Origin of the sequence: Streptomyces sp. NPDC051218 (genome assembly GCF_044455475.1) — a bacterium.
Taxonomy (GTDB): Bacteria; Actinomycetota; Actinomycetes; order Streptomycetales; family Streptomycetaceae; genus Streptomyces.
The window spans coordinates 484,569-505,530 of sequence record NZ_JBITEU010000008.1 but is presented as its reverse complement, the minus strand read 5'-3'; the positions used below and the strand labels follow the sequence as shown (position 1 = coordinate 505,530).

14 protein-coding genes are annotated in these 20,962 nt (G+C 69.6%); 5 read left to right on the top strand and 9 right to left on the bottom strand.

What is annotated here, in order from left to right; genetic code table 11:
- Window positions 1–5,687 (top strand): type I polyketide synthase (locus ACIBCK_RS25725; RefSeq protein WP_399393908.1); only part of this gene is annotated, 5,687 nt, incomplete at its 5' end.
- 68 nt (window positions 5,688–5,755) lie between these two features.
- Window positions 5,756–8,878, top strand: a complete 3,123-nt coding sequence (locus tag ACIBCK_RS25720) for an amino acid adenylation domain-containing protein (protein ID WP_399393906.1) — start codon at window positions 5,756–5,758, stop codon at window positions 8,876–8,878.
- A 20-nt stretch (window positions 8,879–8,898) separates the two neighbouring features.
- Here the strand turns inward: ACIBCK_RS25720 and ACIBCK_RS25715 are convergent, their stop codons facing one another.
- From ACIBCK_RS25715 to ACIBCK_RS25695, 5 genes are all read right to left on the bottom strand, one after another.
- Window positions 8,899–9,591, bottom strand: coding sequence for an ABC transporter ATP-binding protein (locus ACIBCK_RS25715; protein WP_399393904.1), 693 nt, complete (start codon window positions 9,589–9,591; stop codon window positions 8,899–8,901).
- 132 nt (window positions 9,592–9,723) lie between these two features.
- Window positions 9,724–10,386 (bottom strand): LuxR C-terminal-related transcriptional regulator, encoded by a 663-nt coding sequence (locus tag ACIBCK_RS25710; RefSeq protein WP_399393902.1) that lies wholly within the window; start codon window positions 10,384–10,386, stop codon window positions 9,724–9,726.
- Complete coding sequence (locus tag ACIBCK_RS25705) at window positions 10,371–11,696, bottom strand: sensor histidine kinase (protein WP_399393900.1); 1,326 nt, start codon at window positions 11,694–11,696, stop codon at window positions 10,371–10,373. Before ACIBCK_RS25705 ends, ACIBCK_RS25710 begins: the two co-directional genes overlap by 16 nt.
- Window positions 11,697–11,882: 186 nt before the next feature.
- Window positions 11,883–12,563: a 4'-phosphopantetheinyl transferase gene (locus ACIBCK_RS25700; protein ID WP_399393898.1), complete on the bottom strand. Its 681-nt coding sequence runs from the start codon at window positions 12,561–12,563 to the stop codon at window positions 11,883–11,885.
- Window positions 12,560–13,438 carry a metallophosphoesterase family protein gene (locus ACIBCK_RS25695; RefSeq protein WP_399393896.1) on the bottom strand — a complete coding sequence of 293 codons (879 nt, stop codon included), beginning with the start codon at window positions 13,436–13,438 and terminating at the stop codon, window positions 12,560–12,562. The genes ACIBCK_RS25700 and ACIBCK_RS25695 overlap by 4 nt, the downstream gene beginning before the upstream one ends.
- A gap of 244 nt (window positions 13,439–13,682) precedes the next feature.
- Between ACIBCK_RS25695 and ACIBCK_RS25690 the strand changes: the two genes are divergently transcribed.
- Window positions 13,683–13,997 carry a hypothetical protein gene (locus ACIBCK_RS25690; RefSeq protein WP_399393894.1) on the top strand — a complete coding sequence of 105 codons (315 nt, stop codon included), beginning with the start codon at window positions 13,683–13,685 and terminating at the stop codon, window positions 13,995–13,997.
- Between the two features lie 114 nt (window positions 13,998–14,111).
- Here the strand turns inward: ACIBCK_RS25690 and ACIBCK_RS25685 are convergent, their stop codons facing one another.
- From ACIBCK_RS25685 to ACIBCK_RS25670, 4 genes are all read right to left on the bottom strand, one after another.
- Window positions 14,112–16,307: an MMPL family transporter gene (locus ACIBCK_RS25685; RefSeq protein ID WP_399393892.1), complete on the bottom strand. Its 2,196-nt coding sequence runs from the start codon at window positions 16,305–16,307 to the stop codon at window positions 14,112–14,114.
- 109 nt (window positions 16,308–16,416) lie between these two features.
- Window positions 16,417–16,857, bottom strand: coding sequence for a hypothetical protein (locus tag ACIBCK_RS25680; RefSeq protein WP_399393890.1), 441 nt, complete (start codon window positions 16,855–16,857; stop codon window positions 16,417–16,419).
- Window positions 16,858–17,288: 431 nt separating this feature from the next.
- Window positions 17,289–17,678, bottom strand: a complete 390-nt coding sequence (locus tag ACIBCK_RS25675) for an integrase core domain-containing protein (protein WP_399393889.1) — start codon at window positions 17,676–17,678, stop codon at window positions 17,289–17,291.
- A 357-nt stretch (window positions 17,679–18,035) separates the two neighbouring features.
- Window positions 18,036–18,653 carry an SHOCT domain-containing protein gene (locus tag ACIBCK_RS25670; RefSeq protein WP_399393887.1) on the bottom strand — a complete coding sequence of 206 codons (618 nt, stop codon included), beginning with the start codon at window positions 18,651–18,653 and terminating at the stop codon, window positions 18,036–18,038.
- A gap of 808 nt (window positions 18,654–19,461) precedes the next feature.
- On the opposite strand from ACIBCK_RS25670, the gene ACIBCK_RS25665 reads away from it, so the two are divergent.
- Window positions 19,462–20,133, top strand: a complete 672-nt coding sequence (locus tag ACIBCK_RS25665) for a hypothetical protein (protein WP_399393885.1) — start codon at window positions 19,462–19,464, stop codon at window positions 20,131–20,133.
- Window positions 20,134–20,268: 135 nt separating this feature from the next.
- Window positions 20,269–20,943, top strand: a complete 675-nt coding sequence (locus ACIBCK_RS25660; RefSeq protein ID WP_399393883.1) for a phosphatase PAP2 family protein — start codon at window positions 20,269–20,271, stop codon at window positions 20,941–20,943.
- Window positions 20,944–20,962 lie beyond the last annotated feature (19 nt).

The following is a 20,962-nucleotide window of genomic DNA, read 5'->3' as shown; positions in this document are numbered from 1 at the left end:
GGCATGGGACGGGTACGCGGTTGGGTGACCCGATCGAGGCGCAGGCGCTGCTTGCGACGTATGGGCAGGGCAGGGCTGAGGACCGCCCGTTGCTGCTGGGTTCGGTGAAGTCCAACATCGGGCACGCGCAGGCGGCGGCTGGTGTTGCGGGGGTCATCAAGATGGTGGCCGCGATGCGGCACGGGATGGTGCCTGCGACGTTGCATGTGAATGCGCCGTCGCCGCATGTGGACTGGGATGCGGGTGCGGTGCGGTTGGTGACCGAGGCGACGCCCTGGCCCGAGGCGGGTGGGCGTCCCCGGCGGGCGGGTGTGTCGTCGTTCGGCTTCTCCGGCACCAACGCGCACGTGATCATCGAGCAGGCCCCTGATGACGAAGCGACCGCACCTGATGGTGCGGGTGGTGTGGTGTTGCCGGTGGTGCCGTGGGTGGTGTCGGGTCGTTCGGCGGCCGGGCTGGCAGGGCAGGCGGATCGTCTTGCCGAGTTCATCGAGCAGCGTCCGGAAGCGGACGTGACCGACGTGGGCTGGTCGCTGGCGACGTCGCGAGGGGCACTGGAGCACCGTGCGGTGGTGCTGGGCGGCGACCGAGACGAACTGGCGGCAGGGCTCCGGGCGTTGGCCGTAGGCCGTGAGGTTTTGGGTGTGGTGTCCGGCGCGGTCGACCGCGCCGGCAAGGTCGGGTTTGTGTTCACTGGCCAGGGTGCTCAGCGGGTGGGCATGGGGCAGGGGTTGTATGCGGCGTTCCCGGTGTTTGCCGAGGCCTTCGACGCGGTGTGTGCGGGGTTGGCCGAGCATGTGGACGGCTCGCTGGGAGCGGTGATCCGGGGTGAGGGCAAGGAGTCCTGGCCGGGCGGGGGACGGATCGGCGAGACCGTATGGGCGCAGGCGGGCCTCTTTGCAGTTGAGGTGGCGTTGTTCCGGTTGCTGGAGTCGTGGGGTGTGGGCCCGCAGGTGGTGGCGGGGCATTCGATCGGTGAGTTGGCGGCGGCGCATGTGGCGGGGGTGTGGTCGCTGGCGGATGCGTGCGCGGTGGTGGCCGCGCGTGGTCGGCTGATGCAGCAACTGCCCTCCGGTGGCGCGATGGTGGCGGTCGAGGCGGACGAGCAGCAGGTCCTTGCGGTGATCGCTGATCGTGCGGGTGTGGGGATCGCGGCGGTGAACGGCCCCAGGGCGGTGGTGATCTCGGGCGTCGAGGACGAAGTCCTGGCCGCGGCGGAAGCCCTCGCCCAGAGCGGCGCGCGCACCCGTCGCTTGCGGGTCTCCCACGCGTTCCACTCACCCCTGATGGAGCCGATGCTCGAGGAGTTCGCCCAGGTCGTCGGCTCCGTCGATTCCCGGACGCCCCGCCTGACCCTCGTCTCAGCCCTCACCGGCCAGCTGGTGAGCGCCGAGGTGACCGATCCCTCGTACTGGGTACGGCACGTCCGCGAGGCAGTCCGTTTCGCGGACGCGGCCTCCGCACTACGCGACCACGGCGTGCGTACGTTCATTGAGATCGGCCCGGACGGCGTGTTGTCGGGCATGGGCCCGCAGACCCGCACCGGCCCCGAGGACGAAGAGGCCACAGCCGAGACATGGCTGCCCGTACTGCGGCGCGGTCGTGACGAGCCCCGCGCCCTGCTCACGGCACTGGCGAAGGTGTTCGTACGCGGAGTGGCCGTCGACTGGGACAAGGTCTACGCAGCTACCGGTGCGAAGCGCATCGCCCTTCCCACCTACGCCTTCCAGCGGCAGCGCTACTGGCTGACCTCGAGCGCAGGAAGCCGTGCAGAGGACCTCGGTCTGCAGAGCCCGGGGCACCCGCTTCTCGGGGCGGCCGTCGAACTGCCCGCGACCGGAGGCGTGGTGCTGACCGGACAGCTCGGCGTACCGACGCAACCGTGGCTGGCCCAGTCGCTTGTGACGGGGCGCATGGTGGTACCCGCCACGGCGTTGATGGACATGGCGGTACGCGCCGGTGACGAGACCGACTGCGGCGTGGTCGAGGAACTTGCCGTCGAGGCGCCCTTGGTGCTGCCCGAGCGAGGCGACGTACGGGTGCAGGTAACCGTCGGGGAGGCCGGTCCTGCCGGGCGGCGGGAAGTCACCGTGTTCGCACGGGCCGCCGAGGGGGAGTGGGTGCGCCATGCGTCCGGCACCCTGGCTCCGGCCGAAGGGGACGGTGGCGTCGGCGCGGATACGGCGGCCTGGAGCACGCAGTGGCCACCGGCGGGTGCCGTGGCGGCGGACACGGACGGGCTGTACGAGGGGCTGGCAGGCGAGGGGCTCGAGTACGGGCCGGTGTTCCAGGGGGTGCGGGCGGCCTGGCGGCGCGACGACGAGGTGTTCGTGGAGATCGCACTGCCGGAGGACGTGAACGCGACCGGCTTCGGGGTGCATCCGGCGCTGCTCGACGCCGCGTTGCATGTCGCGGGTCTGGAGCAGGCGGGCGAGACGGGTGCGATGGGTGAGCTGGGTGCGGCGGGTGAGCTGGGTGTGATGAACGAGACCGGGCCATTGCTTCCCCTCTTCTGGAGTGACGTGCGCGTGCACGCCTCGGGCGCGACAGCGGCCCGCGTGCGGGTGGCGCCGTCGCTCTCGGGTGAGGGCATGTCCGTGACGCTCGCCGACGCGGCTGGACAGCCGATCGCCTCGGTGGGAGCGGTGACGCTTGGGCCGCAGGCCATCGGCGCTCTCGACCGGACCGCGGGATCGGCCCACGAGGGTCTCTTCCGGGTCGAGTGGGTCCCGGCCGCGGCGGCGGAGGGAGCCGGGGATCCGGGCCGTACATGGGCGGTGCTCGGCGAGGACGGCCGACTGGGCGTGCCGGGCGCGGCGGTGTACGCGGATGTCGCGGAGATGGTCGCGGCGGTCGAGGCGGGCGCCGCGGTGCCCGACACCGTGGCGACCTGCTGCGTCCCCGTCCCCGTCCCCGTTCCCGTCCCCGCTCCCACCCCCGGCCTCGGACGCGGCCGTGTCGAAGACGCGGCACAAGCCGCCGTACTCCGCGTGCTCGGCGTCGTACGGGAGTGGCTCGACGCGGGCGTGCTCGACGGGTCGCGGCTCGTGGTGGTCACGGAGCGCGGCGTGGACACGGGACCGGGCGTGGGCGTGCGGATGGACAGCGCGGGCGTCACGGGACTGGTGCGCGCGGCGGCGGGTGAACATCCGGAGCGGATCGTGCTTGCGGACGTGGAGGCGCTCGAAGGCTCAGGACCGCTGGTCGTGGCCGGAACGGCCCTCGGCGAGCCCGAGTTCGCGGTGCGGGACGCACAGGTACAGGTGCGTCGCCTCGCGCGCGCCTCCGGGGACGGCCTGCCGGTGCCGGACGGGACGGACTGGCGGCTCGGGATCTCCGAGCGCGGGGCGGTCGAGAACCTGGTGCTCGCGGAGTACGCGGACGGGCGGCGGCCCCTGGAGGGCAACGAGGTGCGGGTGGCGGTGCGCGCGGCAGGCGTGAACCCTCGCGACGTACGGAACGTGCTGAACGTACCGAACACGCAGGACACACAGACGCAGAACATGTATCCCGCTGAGCCAACGGCAGCCCTGCTCGGCCTCGAAGGCACCGGCATAGTGCTTGAGACCGGGCCCGACGTGGTCGAGCCCGCGGTCGGGGACGCGGTGATGGGGCTGTTCCCGGGGGCGTTCGGGCCCCTGGCGGTGGCTGACGCGCGCACCGTGACGCGGGTGCCCGCGGGCTGGTCGTCGGCGCAAGCGGCCGCCGCACCTATGGCGTTCCTGACCGCCTATCACGCGCTGACAGAGCTGGCCGGGCTGCGGCGCGGCGAGCGGGTGCTGATCCACGCCGCTGCGGGTGGTGTGGGGATGGCCGCCGTGCAGGTGGCCAGGCACCTGGGCGCTGAGGTGTACGCGACGGCTTCGCCGTCGAAATGGCGAGCGTTGCGCGAACTCGGCCTAGATGACAGCCACTTGGCGTCGTCGCGGACGACGGAGTTCGAGGAGGCGTTCCGGACGGAGTCCGGTGGGCGCGGGATGGATGTGGTACTGAACTCCCTGACGGGGGAGCCCGTGGACGCGTCGCTACGGTTGACCCGTCCCGGCGGGCGATTCGTCGAGCTGGGAGAGCTGGGAGAGCTGGGAGAGTCGGGCGAGTTCGGCAAGGCCGACGTACGCGACCCCAGCCAGGTCGAGCGGGACCATAGGGCCGTCGCCTATCGGACGTGCGATCTGCCGCTGAAGGTGCTGAACGACCCGGGTGCGATCGACGGGACGCTGTCGTCGCTGTCAGGGCTGTTCGCGCAGGGCGCGCTGACGCCGTTGCCGGTGACCTGCTGGGACGTACGGCGAGCGGTGGAGGCCTTCCGGTTCCTGAGCGGGGCCCAGCACATCGGCAAGGTCGTCCTGACCGTTCCCGCGCTTCCGGCTCACGTCGGCCGCGAGGGAACCGTGCTCGTGACGGGCGCGTCAGGCGCGCTCGGCGGCCTCGTCGCCCGGCATCTGGCGTCGACCGGGCGGGCCCGGCGCGTGCTGCTCGCCTCGCGGCGCGGCATGGGCGCATCCAGGATGTCGGAACTGGTCGCCGATCTTGCGGGCTCCGGCACGAGCGTGCAGGTGGTGGCCTGTGACGTGGCGGACCGGGAGCAGTTGGCAGAGGTGATCGCCGGGGTGCCGTCGGTGGCACCGCTGACCGGGGTCATCCACACGGCGGGTGTTCTTGACGACGGTGTCGTCGGAACACTCACCCCGGACCGGGTACGGCACGTCATGCGGCCGAAGTCCGACGCGGCGTGGCACCTGCACGAGTTGACCCGCCACCTCGACCTCGACACCTTCACCCTCTTCTCCTCGGTTGCCGGAGTCTGGGGCACCCCGGGCCAGGCCAACTACGCGGCGGGGAACACCTTCCTGGACGCCCTCGCCGCCCACCGGCGTCACCAGGGGCTGCCCGCCGTGTCGTTGGCGTGGGGGCCCTGGGAGCAGGGTATGGCCGGTGAACTGACGGACGCCGACCGGCAGCGCATGGGCAGGCAGGGGCTGCGGCCCCTTGCCACACCCGACGGGCTCGCCCTGCTCGACGCGGCAGCAGGCCAGACGGACCCGCTCCTCGTGACGGCCCGCCTCGACCTGCCCGCGCTGCGCCGTCTGGGAAGCGCCGTCCCAGCCCTGGTGACCGGCCTCGTCCGGCCCGGCCGGCGCACCGCGGCGGCGGCGGCGGGTCCGGAGGTGAGCAAGAGCCTGGCGAACCAGTGGGCCGCGCTGCCGCCCGAGCAGCTCGACGGCGCGCTCCTTGACCTGGTCCTGACTCAGGCGGCCCTCGTACTCGGCAGGCCGGGACCGGAATCCATCGAGTCCGCCCGGTACTTCCGTCAGCTCGGCTTCGACTCACTGACCGCGTTGCAGTTCCGCAACCGGATCAGCGGCGCGATCGGCCTGCGGCTGCCCGCCGCCGTGGTCTTCGACTACCCCACGCCTGTCGAGCTCGCCGGATATCTCAGGGAAAGGATCGCCGATCTTGAAATCGACTACGAGCCGGTGCTCGGCGAACTCGACAAGCTCAAGGTCCTTCTCTCCGCGATAGCTCAGCGAGGCGGAAAGAAGGCGAAGATCATGAGCCGCCTCGAGGTCATCGTGGAGGACTTCCGCGGCGGCGGGGATGCGGACGGCGCGTTCATCGACGAGGACATCAGCGGGGCGACGGACGACGAGATATTCGATCTCATCGAAAAAGAGCTGGACATTTAGGTGGTCGGGCGGTCGGGCGTTCAGGGGAAATCCCGGCGGATTCAACGGACTTGTGAAGGAGCGACGTGATGAATTCCGCGAACGCGAAGGGGATTGCTCCCGCGGAAGGGGGCGACGGCAACGGCAACGTGTCCGTGGCGTTCGCCGTCGACGGCCACCTGGACCCGTCCCGGCTCGGCGCGGCCCTCGCCATGGTGCTGCGGCGTCATGACGCGCTGCGCACCGTCTACCGCGCCGACGGCGCCCGGCTGGTCGAGCGCGTGGTCGACCCGGACGAGTTCCGGCTCGACGTGGAGCGCGTCGAAGTGCCGGACGAGCCGGGCGATGACGACCTCACCACCGTGGCCGCCGCCCCGTTCGGCCCGGACGGCGGGCCGATGCTGAGGGCGGTGCTCTTCCGCGCCCCGGATACGGACGTCTTCTGTGTCACGGCGCACCACCTGATCTTCGACGAGGTGTCCTCCCCGGTCTTCCAAGAAGAGCTGGTGTCCGCGTACGAGCATGTGGGCGGAGCCCCTCAGGAGGTTCAGGAGATTCAGGAGGCTCTGCCCCCTGTGCCCCACTGGACCGAGGCGCCCCCGAGCCAGGAGAGCCTCGCCTTCTGGCGCGAGGAGTTGGCCGGCGCGGACACCGGCGCCCAGGAGTTGTCGTGCGCCGCGCCCGGTCCGGACCGGGCGACATCGGCGCCACCGTACCCGGCGGTCGACCAGATCGACCGCGTACTGCCGCCGCGTACGGTGGCCGCGGTCCGGCGCCTCGCCGATGAGCTCGCCGTGGCGGAATCCGCGGTCCTGCTCGCCGCGTACTACGTGCTGTTGGAGGCGCACGGTGCCGGGCCCGACCTCATCGTCGGCTCCCCGGTCGGCGTACGGCCGGAGTACGCCGCTCGTACGATCGGACACCACGTCACCCACGTGCCGCTGCGGCTGCGCGTCGACCGGCGGGAGAGTGTCCGTGGCCTGGTGCGCCGCAGTGGCGAGCGACTCCTGACGGCCGTGGCGCACGCCGACGCGGCAGTGGAGGCGCACCCCTCACTGCCGTTCCGGCACGGGTTCGACCATCAAGAGGTGGATGACACACGCGAGTTCACCCTGGACGGCCTCAAGGCCAAAGCCAGAAGAATCCCCGCCACGAACGGCTCCGGCGGTGGCGGCCGGTACGACCTCCACCTCCGTGCCACATCCACGGACGACGGCGTCTCGGCAGTGCGGGCCGTCTACCGCACCGACCTCTTCGAGCGGTCCGGCGCCGAACTGCTCCTGTCGCGCTACGAGTCGGTGCTGTCCTCGTTCACCGACGACCCCGGACGCGCGGTGGGCGACGTCCATTGGTGGAGCGACCGCGACCACGAGATCATCGCGACGGCGAACGACACGGACGGGCCCGTCGAGCCCGCCTCGGTTCTCGACGCCGTCCACACGCACGCCCTGCGGTCGCCCGATGCCGTCGCCGTCGTGGACGGTGAACGGTCGGTCGGCTACGGTCAGTTGTGGAGTGCCGCCCACGCCATGAGCGTCCTCATCGGGGGCGCGGGCATCCGGTCGGGTGACGTGGTGGCGATCGCCCTGCCGCGTGGACCCGAGCTGGTCGCGGCGGTGCTCGGGACCTGGCTGGCCGGCGCCGCGTACCTGCCCGTCGACGCGGCGCACCCCGAGGAGCGGATCCGTTACCAGCTCTCCGACTCGGCCGCGAAGGTGCTTGTGGCGACCGAGGATCTCGCGCACTTCGCCGACGATGGCATCGAGGTCCTGACCGCGTCGGCGGCCGACACCGCACCGCCCCTGAAACCGGCCGACGCCCCGCCCATGACGGTGGACCCGGCATCCTGCGCCTACCTGATCTACACCTCGGGATCGACAGGGCGGCCGAAGGGAACCCTGATCACGCACGAGGCCCTGGCCAACGTGGCCGCGCACTTCACCGAGCAGCTCGCGGCTTCGCCCGGCGACACGATGCTGTGGACGACGACGTTCGCGTTCGACATGTCCGGCATCGAACTGCACGTGTCGCTCGTCTCTGGCTGCCGCCTGGTGGCCGCCCCCGATGCGGCAAGGAGCGACGGGCGGGTCCTGCGGGACCTTGTGGAGCGGTACGGGGTGCGGTTCGTCGAGGCGACACCGACGACCTGGCGCCTTGTCATCGACCGGATGGAGGGCTGCCTGCGGGGGCTCGGCGTCATCGTCGGCGGTGAGCCCGTGCCGGTGCCCCTGGCCCGGCGGCTCGTGGCCGCGGGCTGCGTGCTGCACCATGCCTACGGGCCCACGGAGACGACCATCTGGTCGACATCACGCGTCGTGACGGATGAGCCCGGGGCCCGCCTCGACGTCGGTCGGCCGATCCGCAACACCCAGGTCCACGTGGTCGATCCGCGCGGTCGCGAACTGCCCGTCGGCGTCCGGGGGGAACTTTGCATCTCGGGCATCGGCGTGGCGATCGGCTACCACGGACGGCCGGAGCTCAACGCGGAGCGCTTCGGGGAACACCGTGAGTACGGCCGCTTCTACCGTACGGGCGACCTCGCCTGCTGGCGTGCGGACGGAAGTCTCGACCTGTTCGGCCGGAGCGACCGGCAGGTCAAGCTCCGGGGGAACCGTATCGAGCTCGGCGAGATCGAGTCGACGCTCCTCGCGCACCCCCAAGTCGGCGCTGCCGCAGTGATCATGGTCGGTGACCCGACGTCGGACGCCGTGCTCATCGGCTGCCTGGAGCCGTCCGAGCGATCCGAGCGGTCCGGTCCTTGCGCCGACTCGCTCGACATCTCGGCCGTCTGGACGCACGCCCGTGCCCGGCTGTCCCGGTCGATGCTTCCCGGCGACCTCATCACGGTCGACCCGATGCCGATCAACGCCAGCGGAAAGGTCGACTACCCCGCCCTGGAGCGGATGTTCGCCGACCGCCGAGCGGACCTCGCGTCGGTGCGAACGCTGCTGCCCCACCAGGACCTGGCAGACCTGACGGTTCGACTGACCGAGTTGTGGCGCACCCTCCTCCAGCGCGACGACGTCGACGCCGACACGGACTTCTTCGCGCACGGGGGCAACTCCATGCTGGCCGCTCTGGCGATGCAGGAGCTCCAGGACATGAGCGGCGTGTCGCTCAGCCTCACCGAGGTGTTCGAGCGGCGCACCCCGCGCGAACTGGCTGCCCGCGTACGAGAGATGGAGGAACACGCGGAACCGGCCGCCGGTTGAGCCACCGCGACCCGAGAAGCTCAACGGCGCCGGTTCGACGCGGGCTGCCGCTTCCGCTCGATCAGTCCGGACGGTGTGCCGACCCTCGCCACATGGCCCTCGCTGATCAGGGCGATCCGGTCGCACAGCTGCTCGGCCTCCCCTATGAAGGGCGTGGCCAGCAGGATGGTGACCCCGCTGGCGCGGACCGTCTCGATCAGCTCCCATGTGTCGCGCCGGGACTGTGGGTCTAGGCCGGTGGTGAGCTCGTCGAAGACCGCCACCTGCGGATTGCCGACCAGTTCCAGCGCGTCCAAGAGACGCTGCTCCTGGCTCTCGGGCGATACGGCTGAGGGGGCGTCGGCCTCGCCGGGCGGCACGAGTGACTCCATGAGGCGGCTCCAGTCGGCGGGGTCGCGGTAGAAGGAGCTGTAGAGGGACAGCGCCTCTGCGACCCGCAGTCGGTCGGGCGGCGCGTTGTGCCCGAGCCGCCCCTCGAGCCGCCGGGTGATCTCGGCGCGCTGTGCGCGAGGGTCGCGGCCAAGGACGCGGATCTCCCCGCCGTCGCGCTCGCGCAGCCCTTCGATGCATTCCAGGGACGTGGTCTTGCCCGAGCCGCCCGGACCGACGATCCCGAAGATCTCGCCTTCCTCGACGGTGAAGGAGACGTCGTCGACCGCCACCAGGCCGCCGTAGTTCTTCTGGAGATGCTGGACTTCGATCACTGCGGACATGTGGTCGCCTTCCGTGTTTTGATCACTCGATGTCATGAACAACTCGCTGTAAGTAACCAAGCGAGGTATGCGGGAGCCTTCCGGCCTCGTGCTCAGGAATCGGCACGTGCCGGGTCTGGTGGGTCAGTGCTCTTAGTCGTCGGAGAGTGAGTCGGCGCCAAGATAGGCGAGGACTGCCCGGACCCGGCGGTTGGTGTCGTCGTCGGTGGCGAGGCCGAGCTTGGCGAAGATCGTGGTCGTGTACTTGCTGATGGCGCCTTCGCTCAGGAACAGCTGAGCCGCGATCGCCGTGTTGGAGAGGCCTTCGGCCATCAGCGCGAGGACCGAGCGCTCCCGCTCGGTGAGCGTGCCGAGCGGATCGGCCCGCATGGGCCGGCCGAGGAGTTTCGCCACGACCGTCGGGTCGAGCGCCGTACCGCCGTCGGCGACGCGGCCGAGGGCGTCCATGAACTGACCGGCGTCGAGGACGCGGTCCTTGAGCTGGTAGCCGACGCCGCCGTGCCCATCGGCGAGCAGCTCGCGCGCGTACAGCTGTTCCACGTGCTGCGAGAGGATGAGCACGGGCAGTCCCGGAATCTCACGGCGGGCGGCGAGGGCGGCCTGAAGCCCTTCGTCGGAGAACGTCGGCGGCAGTCGGACGTCCACGATCGCGGCGTCCGGCTTCAGGGTGAGCAGCGCGTCGAGCGTGGCGGGCCCCGTGTCGACCGCCGCGACCACCGTATGCCCGTGGGCCTCGACGATGCGGACCATCCCGTCGCGAAGCAGGTAGAGGTCTTCGGCTACGACAACGCGCATGGCACCGCCACAGTGATGTGAGTAGGACCCCCGGTGGGGCTGACGATCTCCAGGCGGCCACTGAAAGCCGCCATCCGACGCTCGATTCCGCGCAGCCCCGAGCCCGCCGACGCGACGGCTCCGCCGACTCCGTCGTCGGTCACCACCACGGAGAGCGTCTGCTGCGTATACGTGAATGCGACCGTCACCCGAGCGGCCTCGGCGTGCTTGGCGACATTCGCCATCAGTTCGGCGACGGCGAAGTAGACGGCCGACTCGACGGGACGCTCGACTCTGGAGGGCACCGTGCTGTGCACGGTGATCTTGACGGGAGCGTCGAGTGCCAGGGCCCGTACGGCGTCCACCAGGCCGCGCTCGGCGAGTACGGGCGGATTGATGCCGCGGACCAGCGAGCGCAGCTCGGCGAGCGCGGTCGCCGAGGCGCCACGAGCCTCGGCCAGGAGTGCCTTCGCCGCTGCGGGATCGGTGTCGACGAGTTGCTCGGCGGCCCCCACAGACATGCCCATGGCGAGCAGCCGGGCCTGGGTGCCGTCGTGCAAGTCCCGCTCGATGCGCTCCAGTTCGGCTGCCTGGGTCTGGGTCAGGTCCGCCTGGATGGCCTCAAGTTCCTTCACTCGCCTGCCGATCCATGAGCGCGGGATCGGTCCGAGGAACCGATGCGCCGCGGGCCGGAAGATCCGCCAGGCGAACGGGGCTGCGGCCAGACCGGCGACGATCAGTGCGATTCCGTATCCGAGGAGATCCGGCGTCAGGACCATGTACACGCCGCCGGCGAGCCCGAGCAGCGGCAGGGCGGCGACCGGCAGCACGGTCACACCGGCGACCAGGCCCCACAGTCCGTCCCAGTGCAGTTGCGGGTCGTGGAACCGGGCGTGCACCCTTGCCCGGCGGCGGGCCTCACGCTCGGACCTGTGGTACTCGTGGCCGTCCCACCAGTAGCCCGTCGACATGCGACTGACCTGGGGAACGGCGCGGTAGGTCACCTCGAGCCGCTCGCCGAGCCAGCGTTCGGCGCAGCGGCGCGCGGCCTTGGCGAGCGGGCGGCTGGTCGCCGGGTGCACGACCCAGGCGGCCACGACGATCCACAGCGTCACCATCAACGTCTGGCCGAGTCCCACCAGCACCCGGACGGCCAGAGGGGCGCTCAGTCCTTCGGACCATGAGCGGACCACCTGGGCGCCGCCGATCCCGACGGTCAGGCACACCGCGGGCATCAACCAGGTCAATGCAGTCAGTACCGCGGACCGGTACAGCCCACGTACGATCTCGACCGCCCAGCGCAGTGGGCCGCTTACCGCAAGCAGCCTCATCCGTCTGATCCTTTCGCCACGACGCCATTCTGTCAGCCGGGAATGGATGTACCCGACCACTACTGAAAAACGTATGGCCGGGCAGCTCGTGGAGGTATCCCGTTACGCCCCGTCGGCGGTGGGGCTAGCCCCACCCGGCCCCGCCTTCCGGGCGCGGCGCCAGCGGGAGAACGCGCGGGAGTGCGATCAGGGGTGGGGCACCGTCAGCGCGCTGATGACCAAGCCGTCAAGGGCGATCCACCGTCCCTCGAAGTGCCCGAGGCGTCGTCCGCCCACCAGCGGTCCGGGGACGAGCAGTTCGGCACGGAAGCGGCCGTGCGGCGCCGTTCCGGGGTCCTGGTGGATCTCGATGTCCGCGTCCTCGAAGCCAAGCCACTTCCCGGTCAGCGGGAACCACGCCTTGTAGACGGACTCCTTGGCGCTGAACAGCAGCCGGTCCCAGTGGACGGCGGGCTGCCCGGCGGCGAGGAAGGCCAGGCGCTGCCGCTCGGCGGGGAGCGCGACGGAGTGCAGGATGCCGCGCGGGAGCGGGCCGTGCGGTTCGGCGTCGATGCCGAGGGAGGCCAGGTCAGTGGCGCGGACGAGGGCGGCGGCGCGGTAGCCGTCGCAGTGGGTCATGCTGCCGAGCAGGCCGTCCGGCCAGCGCGGGGCACCGCGTTCACCGGGCAGGACGGGCTGCGGCGGGACGCCGAGCTTCTCCATGGCCTGGCGGGCGCAGGCGCGCACCGCGGTGAACTCCCGGCGCCGCTTGTCCACCGCCCGTGCCACCACCGCCTCTTCTTCGGGGTGTAGCAGGGCATGGTCGGCCTCGTCGTCCCCTCGGCTCTCCATGGCCACCACCGAGTCCGGGAGCAGTTCCTCGATCACCGGCTGCGCACTCCCGTCGGCCTCGATGTCCTTGTCGGGGCCGTCGGCAGGATGCGGCGCAATCTGCCGGGCGCCCCCGGGCGGCTACGCCACTCACGCGGATAACCCACCGACACCTCTTCGAAGCGGACGCCTTCGTGCCAGGTGGTCCGGGGGATGTGGAGATGGCCGTAGACCATGGCGGCCACCCGGAATCTGCGGTGCCAGTCGGCGGTCAGCCGGGTGCCGCACCACATGGCGAACTCGGGGTACCACAGGACGTCCGTGGGGTGGCGGTCCAACGGGTAATGATTGACGAGAACCGTGGGCAGGTCCTCGGGAAGCTCCGCAAGCCGGCGCTCGGTCTCGGCTACCCGGTCCCGGCACCAGGCCTCACGGGTCCGATAGGGGTCGGGGTGCAGCAGGTACTCGTCGTTGCAGATGACGCCGGTCTTGTGGGCGTAGGCGAGCCCCTCCTCCTTGGTGGCGCAGCCGGACGGCAGGAAGCTGTAGTCGTACAGCAGGAACAGGGGCGCGACGGCGACCGGGCCGCCGGGGCCGTCCCAGACCGGGTAGGGGTCCTCCGGGGTGGTCACGCCCAGGTCGCGGCAGAGTTCGACGAGGTGCTCGTAGCGGGCGGTGCCGCGCAGGGTGACGGTGTCCTTCGGGTGTGTCCACAGTTCGTGGTTGCCAGGAGCCCAGACGACCTTGCGGAAGCGGCTCGCCAGTGTTTCGAGGGCCCATTGGATGTCGGCCACCGTCTCGGCGACGTCGCCGGCCACGAGCAGCCAGTCGTCGTCGGAGGCGGGCGCCATCTCCTCTACCAGGGCACGGTTCTCGGGGTGACTGATGTGCAGGTCGCTGATGGCCAGCAGCTGCCCGGTACCGTCGGCCATCGATGTCCCCTTCGTTCCGTGCACGTGATCGCATCCACGACAACACGCCTCACGGCAGTCGGGCAAGCGTTCAAGTGCCGCACAGCGCCGGTGTGATGGCGCTACGGGGAAGCGGGAACGGGGAGTGGGGCTGGACCCACCCGTGGAGGGGCTTAGCGGGATATCAGGCGTGGGCCCGGAGGCCTTAGGTTCTGCGGCGACTGAGCGAACCAAGCGTCCAAGCGCCAGACGTCAGGAGATCTCAATGCCCCGCTCCGCACGTGCCGTTGCCTACGTCCTCGTGCTTGCTTCTCCGCTGCTCGTGATGACCGGCTGCACCCCTGAGGAAGCCGATGCGCACTGTGGGAAAGGCTCATGCACCGTTCACGCGCGTTCAGGGACGTCGATCGAGGTCCAGAACCTCGCCCTTGACGTCAAAGAGGTGAGCGAAAGCTATGTGAAGCTCAGTTCACATGGCGTGAGCCTGAAACTGGCCAAGGAGCTCGACCTTCACCTGGGGAGCCACCGGCTCCACCTGGTCGGTACGCAGGACGGAACGGCGAACATCCGGATCGAGTAGAACGCGGCCGAGTCGCGTACGACGTGGCTCTCACGACCGACAGCCGTCCTGCCCGGTGGTAAGTACCCGGGGCGGGACGGCTGTCGGCGTGGCGCGGCGTGAGCCGGGGGAACTCTAGCCGCGCGTTCGGGATGGATCGTGTGTGAACTGATCCTCGTTCTGGCTTTGGCTATGGCTTTGGTTCTCGCTCTCCGCGACCGTGTTGCCGGCCGCAGGCTCCACCGCGCGGTCCCCGTGCCCCGGCCACCACGCCGCGTGGCCGATCAGGGCGGTGAGGCTCGGAGTGAAGAACATCGACATGACGAAGGCGGCGATCGCGATGCCGAACGAGACGGCGAAGCCCATCTCCGTGAGCAGTGCGTTGCCCGCCAGCATCATCGTGGCGAACGTCGCCGCCAGGATGAAGCCGGCCGCGGCCACGGTCGGCCCGGCGTGCCGCAGCGCCATTCCGGCCGCCTCGCGCGGACTGCGGCCCTCCCGGGCCTCCTCGCGGAGCCGGGCGATCATCAGGATGTTGTAGTCCGTGCCGATGGCGACCACGAAGAGATACATGATCACCGGGAGCATGAACATCAGACCCGAGTGACCCTGCCACGTCTGGAAGACCCACACCGTGGCGCCGAGGGTCGCGCCGAAGCCGAGGCCCACCGAGGCCATCAGGTACCACGGGGCGACGACGCTGCGAAGGAGCAGCCCCAGGATGACCATGATGAGGAGAGCGGCCACGGGGAACACGGTCCGGTAGTCATGGGCGACCGCCGTGTCGATGTCCTTGAAGATCGAGGACATTCCTCCGACGACGGCCTCGGTTCCCTCCGGAGCGTTGGCATGCGCGACCTCACGTACCTTGCCGACACGGTCGATCGCCTCGTCCGACGCCGCCTCGTACTTGAGCGTGACGGTGAAGTCGGCGGTGGTGCCTGCCTTGTTCACCAGTGACATGCGGGCGTTCGCGACCCCGTCCACGGCGTTGAGCTTCTTCGTGTACGCGGCGAAGAGTGCCTTGTCCAGGGGCTTGCCGTCAGTGCTGGACAAGTAGACGTCGGTCGGAGCGGCGGCGCCCGCCGAGTACGCCGTCTTCATCCTGTCCTGGACGACCATGGACTCCTTGGTCTTGGGCATGGAGCCCGACGACAAGTCGAACGTGGCGTTGAAGCCGAAGAGGCCGAGCGAAAGCGCGACGAGGACGAGACCCGAGAGCGAGGCGGCAAGCGCCGGGCGACGCTGCACCCCGCGGCCGAGGGCTGCGAACCGGGCACCGTCCGGTTCCTGCTTCCAGGACTTGGAGGGCCAGAAGACCTTCGGTCCGATGAGGGAGACCACGGCCGGGATCAGGGTCAGGCCCGCGAGCAGAGTGGCGGCGACCGCGATGGCGAGCGCCGGGCCCATTTGCCGCAGGAAGCCGAGCGTGGAGAGCACCAGCGCGAGGAAGGCGATGATGACGGCTCCGGCGGCGCAGGCGATGGCCTCGCCGACCCGGCCCACCGCGTTGATCATGGCCTGTTTCGGTTCGTCACCCGCGCGCAGACATTCTCGGTATCGGAACATGAGGAAGAGGAAGTAGTCCGTGCCGACACCGAACAGCACGACGATGAGAATCGACGAGATCGAGCTGTTGGCCTGCAGGCCGAACAGCTTCGTCGCATACGCGATCAGCCCGTTGGCCACTGCAGAGACGATGCCGATGAGGACCAGCGGGAGTACGGCCAGGATCGGCGCCCGGAAGATGATCAGCAGGGTCACCAGGATGATGGCGAAGGTGCCGATGCCGATCAGTGCCTCGCCGCGCTCGGACGACTCCTGCTGGTCGAGGGCCTCCGCGGCGGGGCCGCCGAGCCGGGCTTCGAGCCGCGTGCCCTTGGTCAGCCTCTTGACGTCATCGCGCAACACCTGGGCCGCGTCGGCCTGTTCCGGCTGGCCGGCGCTCTCGTCGTTCATCTGGACGAGGGTCATCGCGTACTTGCCGTCCTTGGACGGCGGCCCGGGGACGACCTTCTGCACCTGGTCGATCTTCTTCGTGCCCAGCGCGGCGGTGATCCGTGCGACGTCCTTCTTGTCGGCGGCGGTCAACTTGCCTTCGTCGCCGCGCTGGTAGAGCGCGGTCGCGGTCGGCGTGAAGGAGTCGGGGAACGCCTCGTCCTGGATGCCCGCAGCTTTGATGGACTCGTAGCTCTTGGGCAGGAAACTGCTCTCGTCGCTGTTCGAGGGCAGCCCCGGTGCGGTGGCGACGATGGCGACCGCCGCGATCAGCCATGCCACGATCGTCCAAACAGGGTGTCGGACGACAGTGGTCCCTATGCGTCGAAACATGCGGAAGGGTCCTCCTGGTGGGAACGTGCTCGCCTGCTCGCCTCAGGGGCATTGCTCCCGCCTGCGCCCTGCGACCTCGCAGGGGGAAGCGATGCCCCGAGGGCTCCGCTCAAGCGGTCTTGGGGAACGTGGCGCGCAGGGCCGCACCCCGGGTGACGACCGCGCCGAGGACGAGGGCCAGGGCGGACACGCCCTGCATTACGGCGAACCACGCCGGGCAGAGGCCGGGGATCAGGTCGACGCCGATGATGGCGATCGGCAGGATGACGGTGAGGGCGCTCAAGCGCTCGTACGCCCGTCGCGATCCCTTCGAGACGTCGACGGCCATCTTGTGGATCAGCGCGGTGACCGCGAGGAGGAGTGCGGACCGCACCCACATGAACGAGGACACCGAGTGCCCGCTGATCGCCATCACGGCGACCGTGGCGAGAATGATGGCACTGATGGTGCCGTAGAGCACGATGCTCTTCTTCAACGTATCGACGGCTTCCTGGACCTGCGGCGTGCCGAGCTGTGCTTCCTCGACCCTGGACTCGGTGGTCTTTCCCATGACGTTCTCCTCCGTCTCGTGGTGACGATGAAGACGCTACGGAGGGCGCGAACGGCGCGGTATGGGTCTGAACGTACGGGTGGGTGGGTCCAGCCCCACCCTTGCCGGCCATGCCCTTTCCCGTCGGCATCGCCGCACGATACGAGTGGGCTGGGGGGCAAGGGGTCGCAGGTTCAAATCCTGTCGTCCCGACGAAACGTCGCAGGTAGGGGCCATCTTCGAGTGGCCCCTACTTCGTGTTTGGAGCGGTTTTGGGAGCAGGGATCCGCTCCCTGTGCTCCCAGGGAGCGGAAGCCTGGGAGCGACGTCAACCGGCGGTCGACCCGGGATCCCCCGATCCGGTCGCTCCCACGGAACATCTTCGCTGCACAGCCCGGTGTATGAGGTAAGGGGTCGCGACGTTCGCCTGGGGTGCCCGAAACTCGGCCGCCCTATGCGACCTGCGTGTATTCGTGGATCACGCCACCGAGTAGATCTCGACGGATGACCTTGCCGTCCCTGTCGACCGGGTCGGGGAGCGGCCGCCGGGGTGCTGCTTGACGGAGGGCTCGGTGTGGGCGGTGGGTGTTGAAGTGCGTTTCAACCGCGGCCAGCACGTTGCGCAGGTGCCGTTCGTTGATGATCAGTGTGCGGTCGAGGAGTTCGCGGCGGCATCCGCCGATCCAGCGCTCGATGTACGCGTTCGCCTGAGGTGCTCGGACCGGAGTGAGCAGGACCTGTACGGCCTGGGACGCGAGGACGGCGTCGAAGGCGTCGGTGAACTTCGCGTCCCTGTCCCTGATCAGGAACCTGACTCGGTCGACGCGGTTGTCCAGTGCCATGAGGAGCTCACGTGCCTGCTGGACTGCCCAACTGCCGGTCGGAGTGATCGAAGGTGCCGAGAGAGGGCTGTGACGAGTAGGGCCCGGTCATGGTTGCCCCGGCCGGAAATGAATGCGGCCTTTAAGTCTGCGATGGACTCGCCGAACCGCCCGGGTGGGCCCTGCGGCCCGCCGCCTGGCGGGCCAGCTGGTGTATAGCGGCTCGACGGTTCGTCGTGGGTTCGGGTGTCTACGCCCGACAGTGCTTGCAAAGCGCCTTCGAGCTTGCCCAAGCTTCATACCTTGCGGGCCTCAGCGTCGGCATCACGATCGCAGTAAGCGACGGGCGCTTATGGGAAGGGGCTACTGGCTGAGGTCCTAGGGTCCGAGTAATCGCGCCTTCTGTTGGTCGAACTCCTCCTGTGTGAGAACCCCTTGGTCGACAAGTGCCTTGAGTTTCCCGAGTTCGTCGGCCACTGACTGGGGCTGTGGTTGAACTGCCTCGGACGGCTGGGTAGAGCCTTCCTCGTTCGCCAACTGCGCAGCGAGCGTGTTGAATGCATTCACATACTGGTTGGCCGCTCGCAGGTTTGTGGAGTCGGGCGTCACGCTGTACGTCTGCGCAGCCCCGTTGCCGAAGGTCAGGTTAATGACCGCCGCGCCCTTGTTCTTGCGTCCCGCCAAGGCGGACAGACCACCTGTTGCGACGCCGCCGGCGAGCCTTGTGGCCGTCCACGCCTTATGAGCGCCGGCATCCACGAACTCGGCTTGGCCGCCGAGCACTGGTCCTTGCCCGGTCAGGCCGAACTTCGACGAGGGCCACAGATGCATCATCGCTGCGGTGTTCATCGTCTTCTCAGCAGGGTGCAGCTTGCGCCAGTCCTTCAAGGCTTCTTTGTCCGCATGCCGTTTGTCCGCTGCCTCCGTCCGGGCGCGCTGCTTTTCCTCGCGCTCAGCGGCTCTCTGCACAGATTTCTCCGGGTCGCGCTTGAACATGATCCTCATCAGCCCCCTTGGAGGATGGGAGTGGCCCCGTACCTCGGTCCACTATCCCGCAGAAGGGGAGACGGGCCCAGGCTGATGACGGCGACTTACCTCCGCCCGTGCGGAGGAGCTCAGCCGAAACCCATCGAGTCGATGGTGCTTTCGATTACTTGCAGTGGCGCGGGGCGACGAGTTGCTCCCACTTGGTGGAGCTCGTAACCGACTCGAAGGTTACGAACGAGGCCCGCGCTTTGCTGGTGGCGCGGTATTGGCGGATGGCACCGACGCGGGTTCCCACCCTTCCCGTACGCCGTGAGGCGATAGCCCCACCGCGCTGATAGACCCGGATCGAGGAGGATCCAGCGGGACCGATACAAGTGGACATGCCTGGTTCGCCAGCGAAACCGCAGGTGAGGCGCGTCAATGGAGGGGGTGCGAGTCCCCTATCTTAACTCCATGAGGCCTACGAGCTGCCGCGAAGTGCAGCAGCAGGAGATCGCCGCCGGTAAGGGCCAGCGGCGCCGTACTTCGCGTATGGCGTCGTACGGCCGTCAACAGGGCTTCAGAACTCCGAACCGGAATTGAGCACTTGACTGGGGGTCAAGGGGTCGCAGGTTCAAATCCTGTCGTCCCGACGGAAACGTCGCAGGTAGGGGTCACCTTCGGGTGGCCCCTATTTCGTGTTTCCGCGCCCAGGTGAGGCTGCTGGGCCCTGCGTGATGGGTGGGGCAGGTGAGACGAATGGGCTTCCTGCGCGTACGTGACGGCACACGGAAATCCATCCGGCGGTGGCGTACAGCGCCGGGGACAGGAGTCGCACGTGTCGCGCAAGAAGACCCTCAGCCGTAAGAAGAAGGTCGCCCTCATGGTGGGCGCCGCCGCGCTGGTGGCGGGGACCGCGGTGGTGATGACCGGTACGAGCCAGGCCTCGCCGGCGTGTGACGGGCTGGCCACCGCGCTGAGCAACAACGAGAAGTTCATCGCGGGTCAGCGAGCGAATCCCGACGCGCAGTCCGCGGCGCGGATCGCCAATCGGGAAGCCGTCATCGAGGAGATCAGGCGGAAGCAGGCGGCGTCGGGATGTGACGCGGCTGGAGGAGAGGGAGCGGGAGAGGGAGAGGGTGCCGGCGCGGGGGAGGGTGCGGGTGACGGGGCGGGTGCTACCGCCACTGCTACCGCCACCGCCACCGCCTCTGCCACTCCGCCGCCGCCCGACGACGGTGGAGACGCGGGGGCGGAGGAGGGTGAGGTCGTCTGTGACGGGGCCACCGTCACGTTGTCCGGTGAGGGCGGCGCGCCCGCCGCATCCAGCAACGAGTTCCCGGTCGGTACGCAGCTGAAGGTGACGAACCTGGACAACTCCAAGTCCACCACGGTGGAGGTCACTTCGACGTCGGGCAGCTGTGTTCTGCTCAACAATGCGGCGTTCGAGGAGGTGCGCGAGGCCGGGAAGTCCCTCATCCGCGAGGCGCGGATCGAGCGCGTCGGGTAGTCGTTAAGGTGGCGGAGTGGCCTGGCGGTTCCGGGCCGCTCCGGACGGCACGGCCGCTCCGGACGGTGGCTCCTGCGCGGGCCAAGTGCTTACGGCGGGGGCCAAGTGGCCTACGGCGAGGGGGTGTTGGGCTTGGTGGAGTGCTTGGATCGGCCCCCGGCGCCGCCCCCGTCGTTGCCCCCGTCACTGCGCGCGCCGCTCGGGTTCATCGCCGTCCTCGCCGCGCTGGTGGTCGTCACGCTCGGGGTCCTGTACGCCGGTCACGGTCGGTCCGGCTCCGTGGACAGGTGGTTCATCCAGCCCACGGACGACAGCGTGCGGCCACCATGGCGCGGCCTCGCCCTGGCCACGGACTTCTTGGCGGAGCCCGCCGGAGCGGCGATGCTGCTCGTGCTTGCCGTGACGGGCTGTCTGCTGCTTCGGTGGCCCCGCGCAGCGGTGCTCGTCGTGGCCGGGGTCGTCGTGACCGTGGGGGCGACGACACTGGTCAAACCCCTGGTGGGGCGCACCATCCACGGCGACGGCAACCTGTCCTATCCGAGCGGGCACACCGCCTTCCTCACCGCGCTCGCCCTCATGGTGGCGCTGCTCGCGGCCGGGCGGCTCGGCCTCGGCAGGGCGGCCGGCGTGCTGCTCGTGCTCGGAGCGGCGCTGGTCACCGGCGCCGCCATGGGCTGGGCGCAGGTCTCCCTGGGCGCGCACTACCCGACCGACGTACTCGGCGGCTGGTGCACCGCGCTGGCCGTCGTACCGGCGACGGCGTGGCTGGTCGACCTGGCGGCCGACGCCCTTCGGCGCAAGCGCCGCTGACGGCGCTTCACGTCACCTC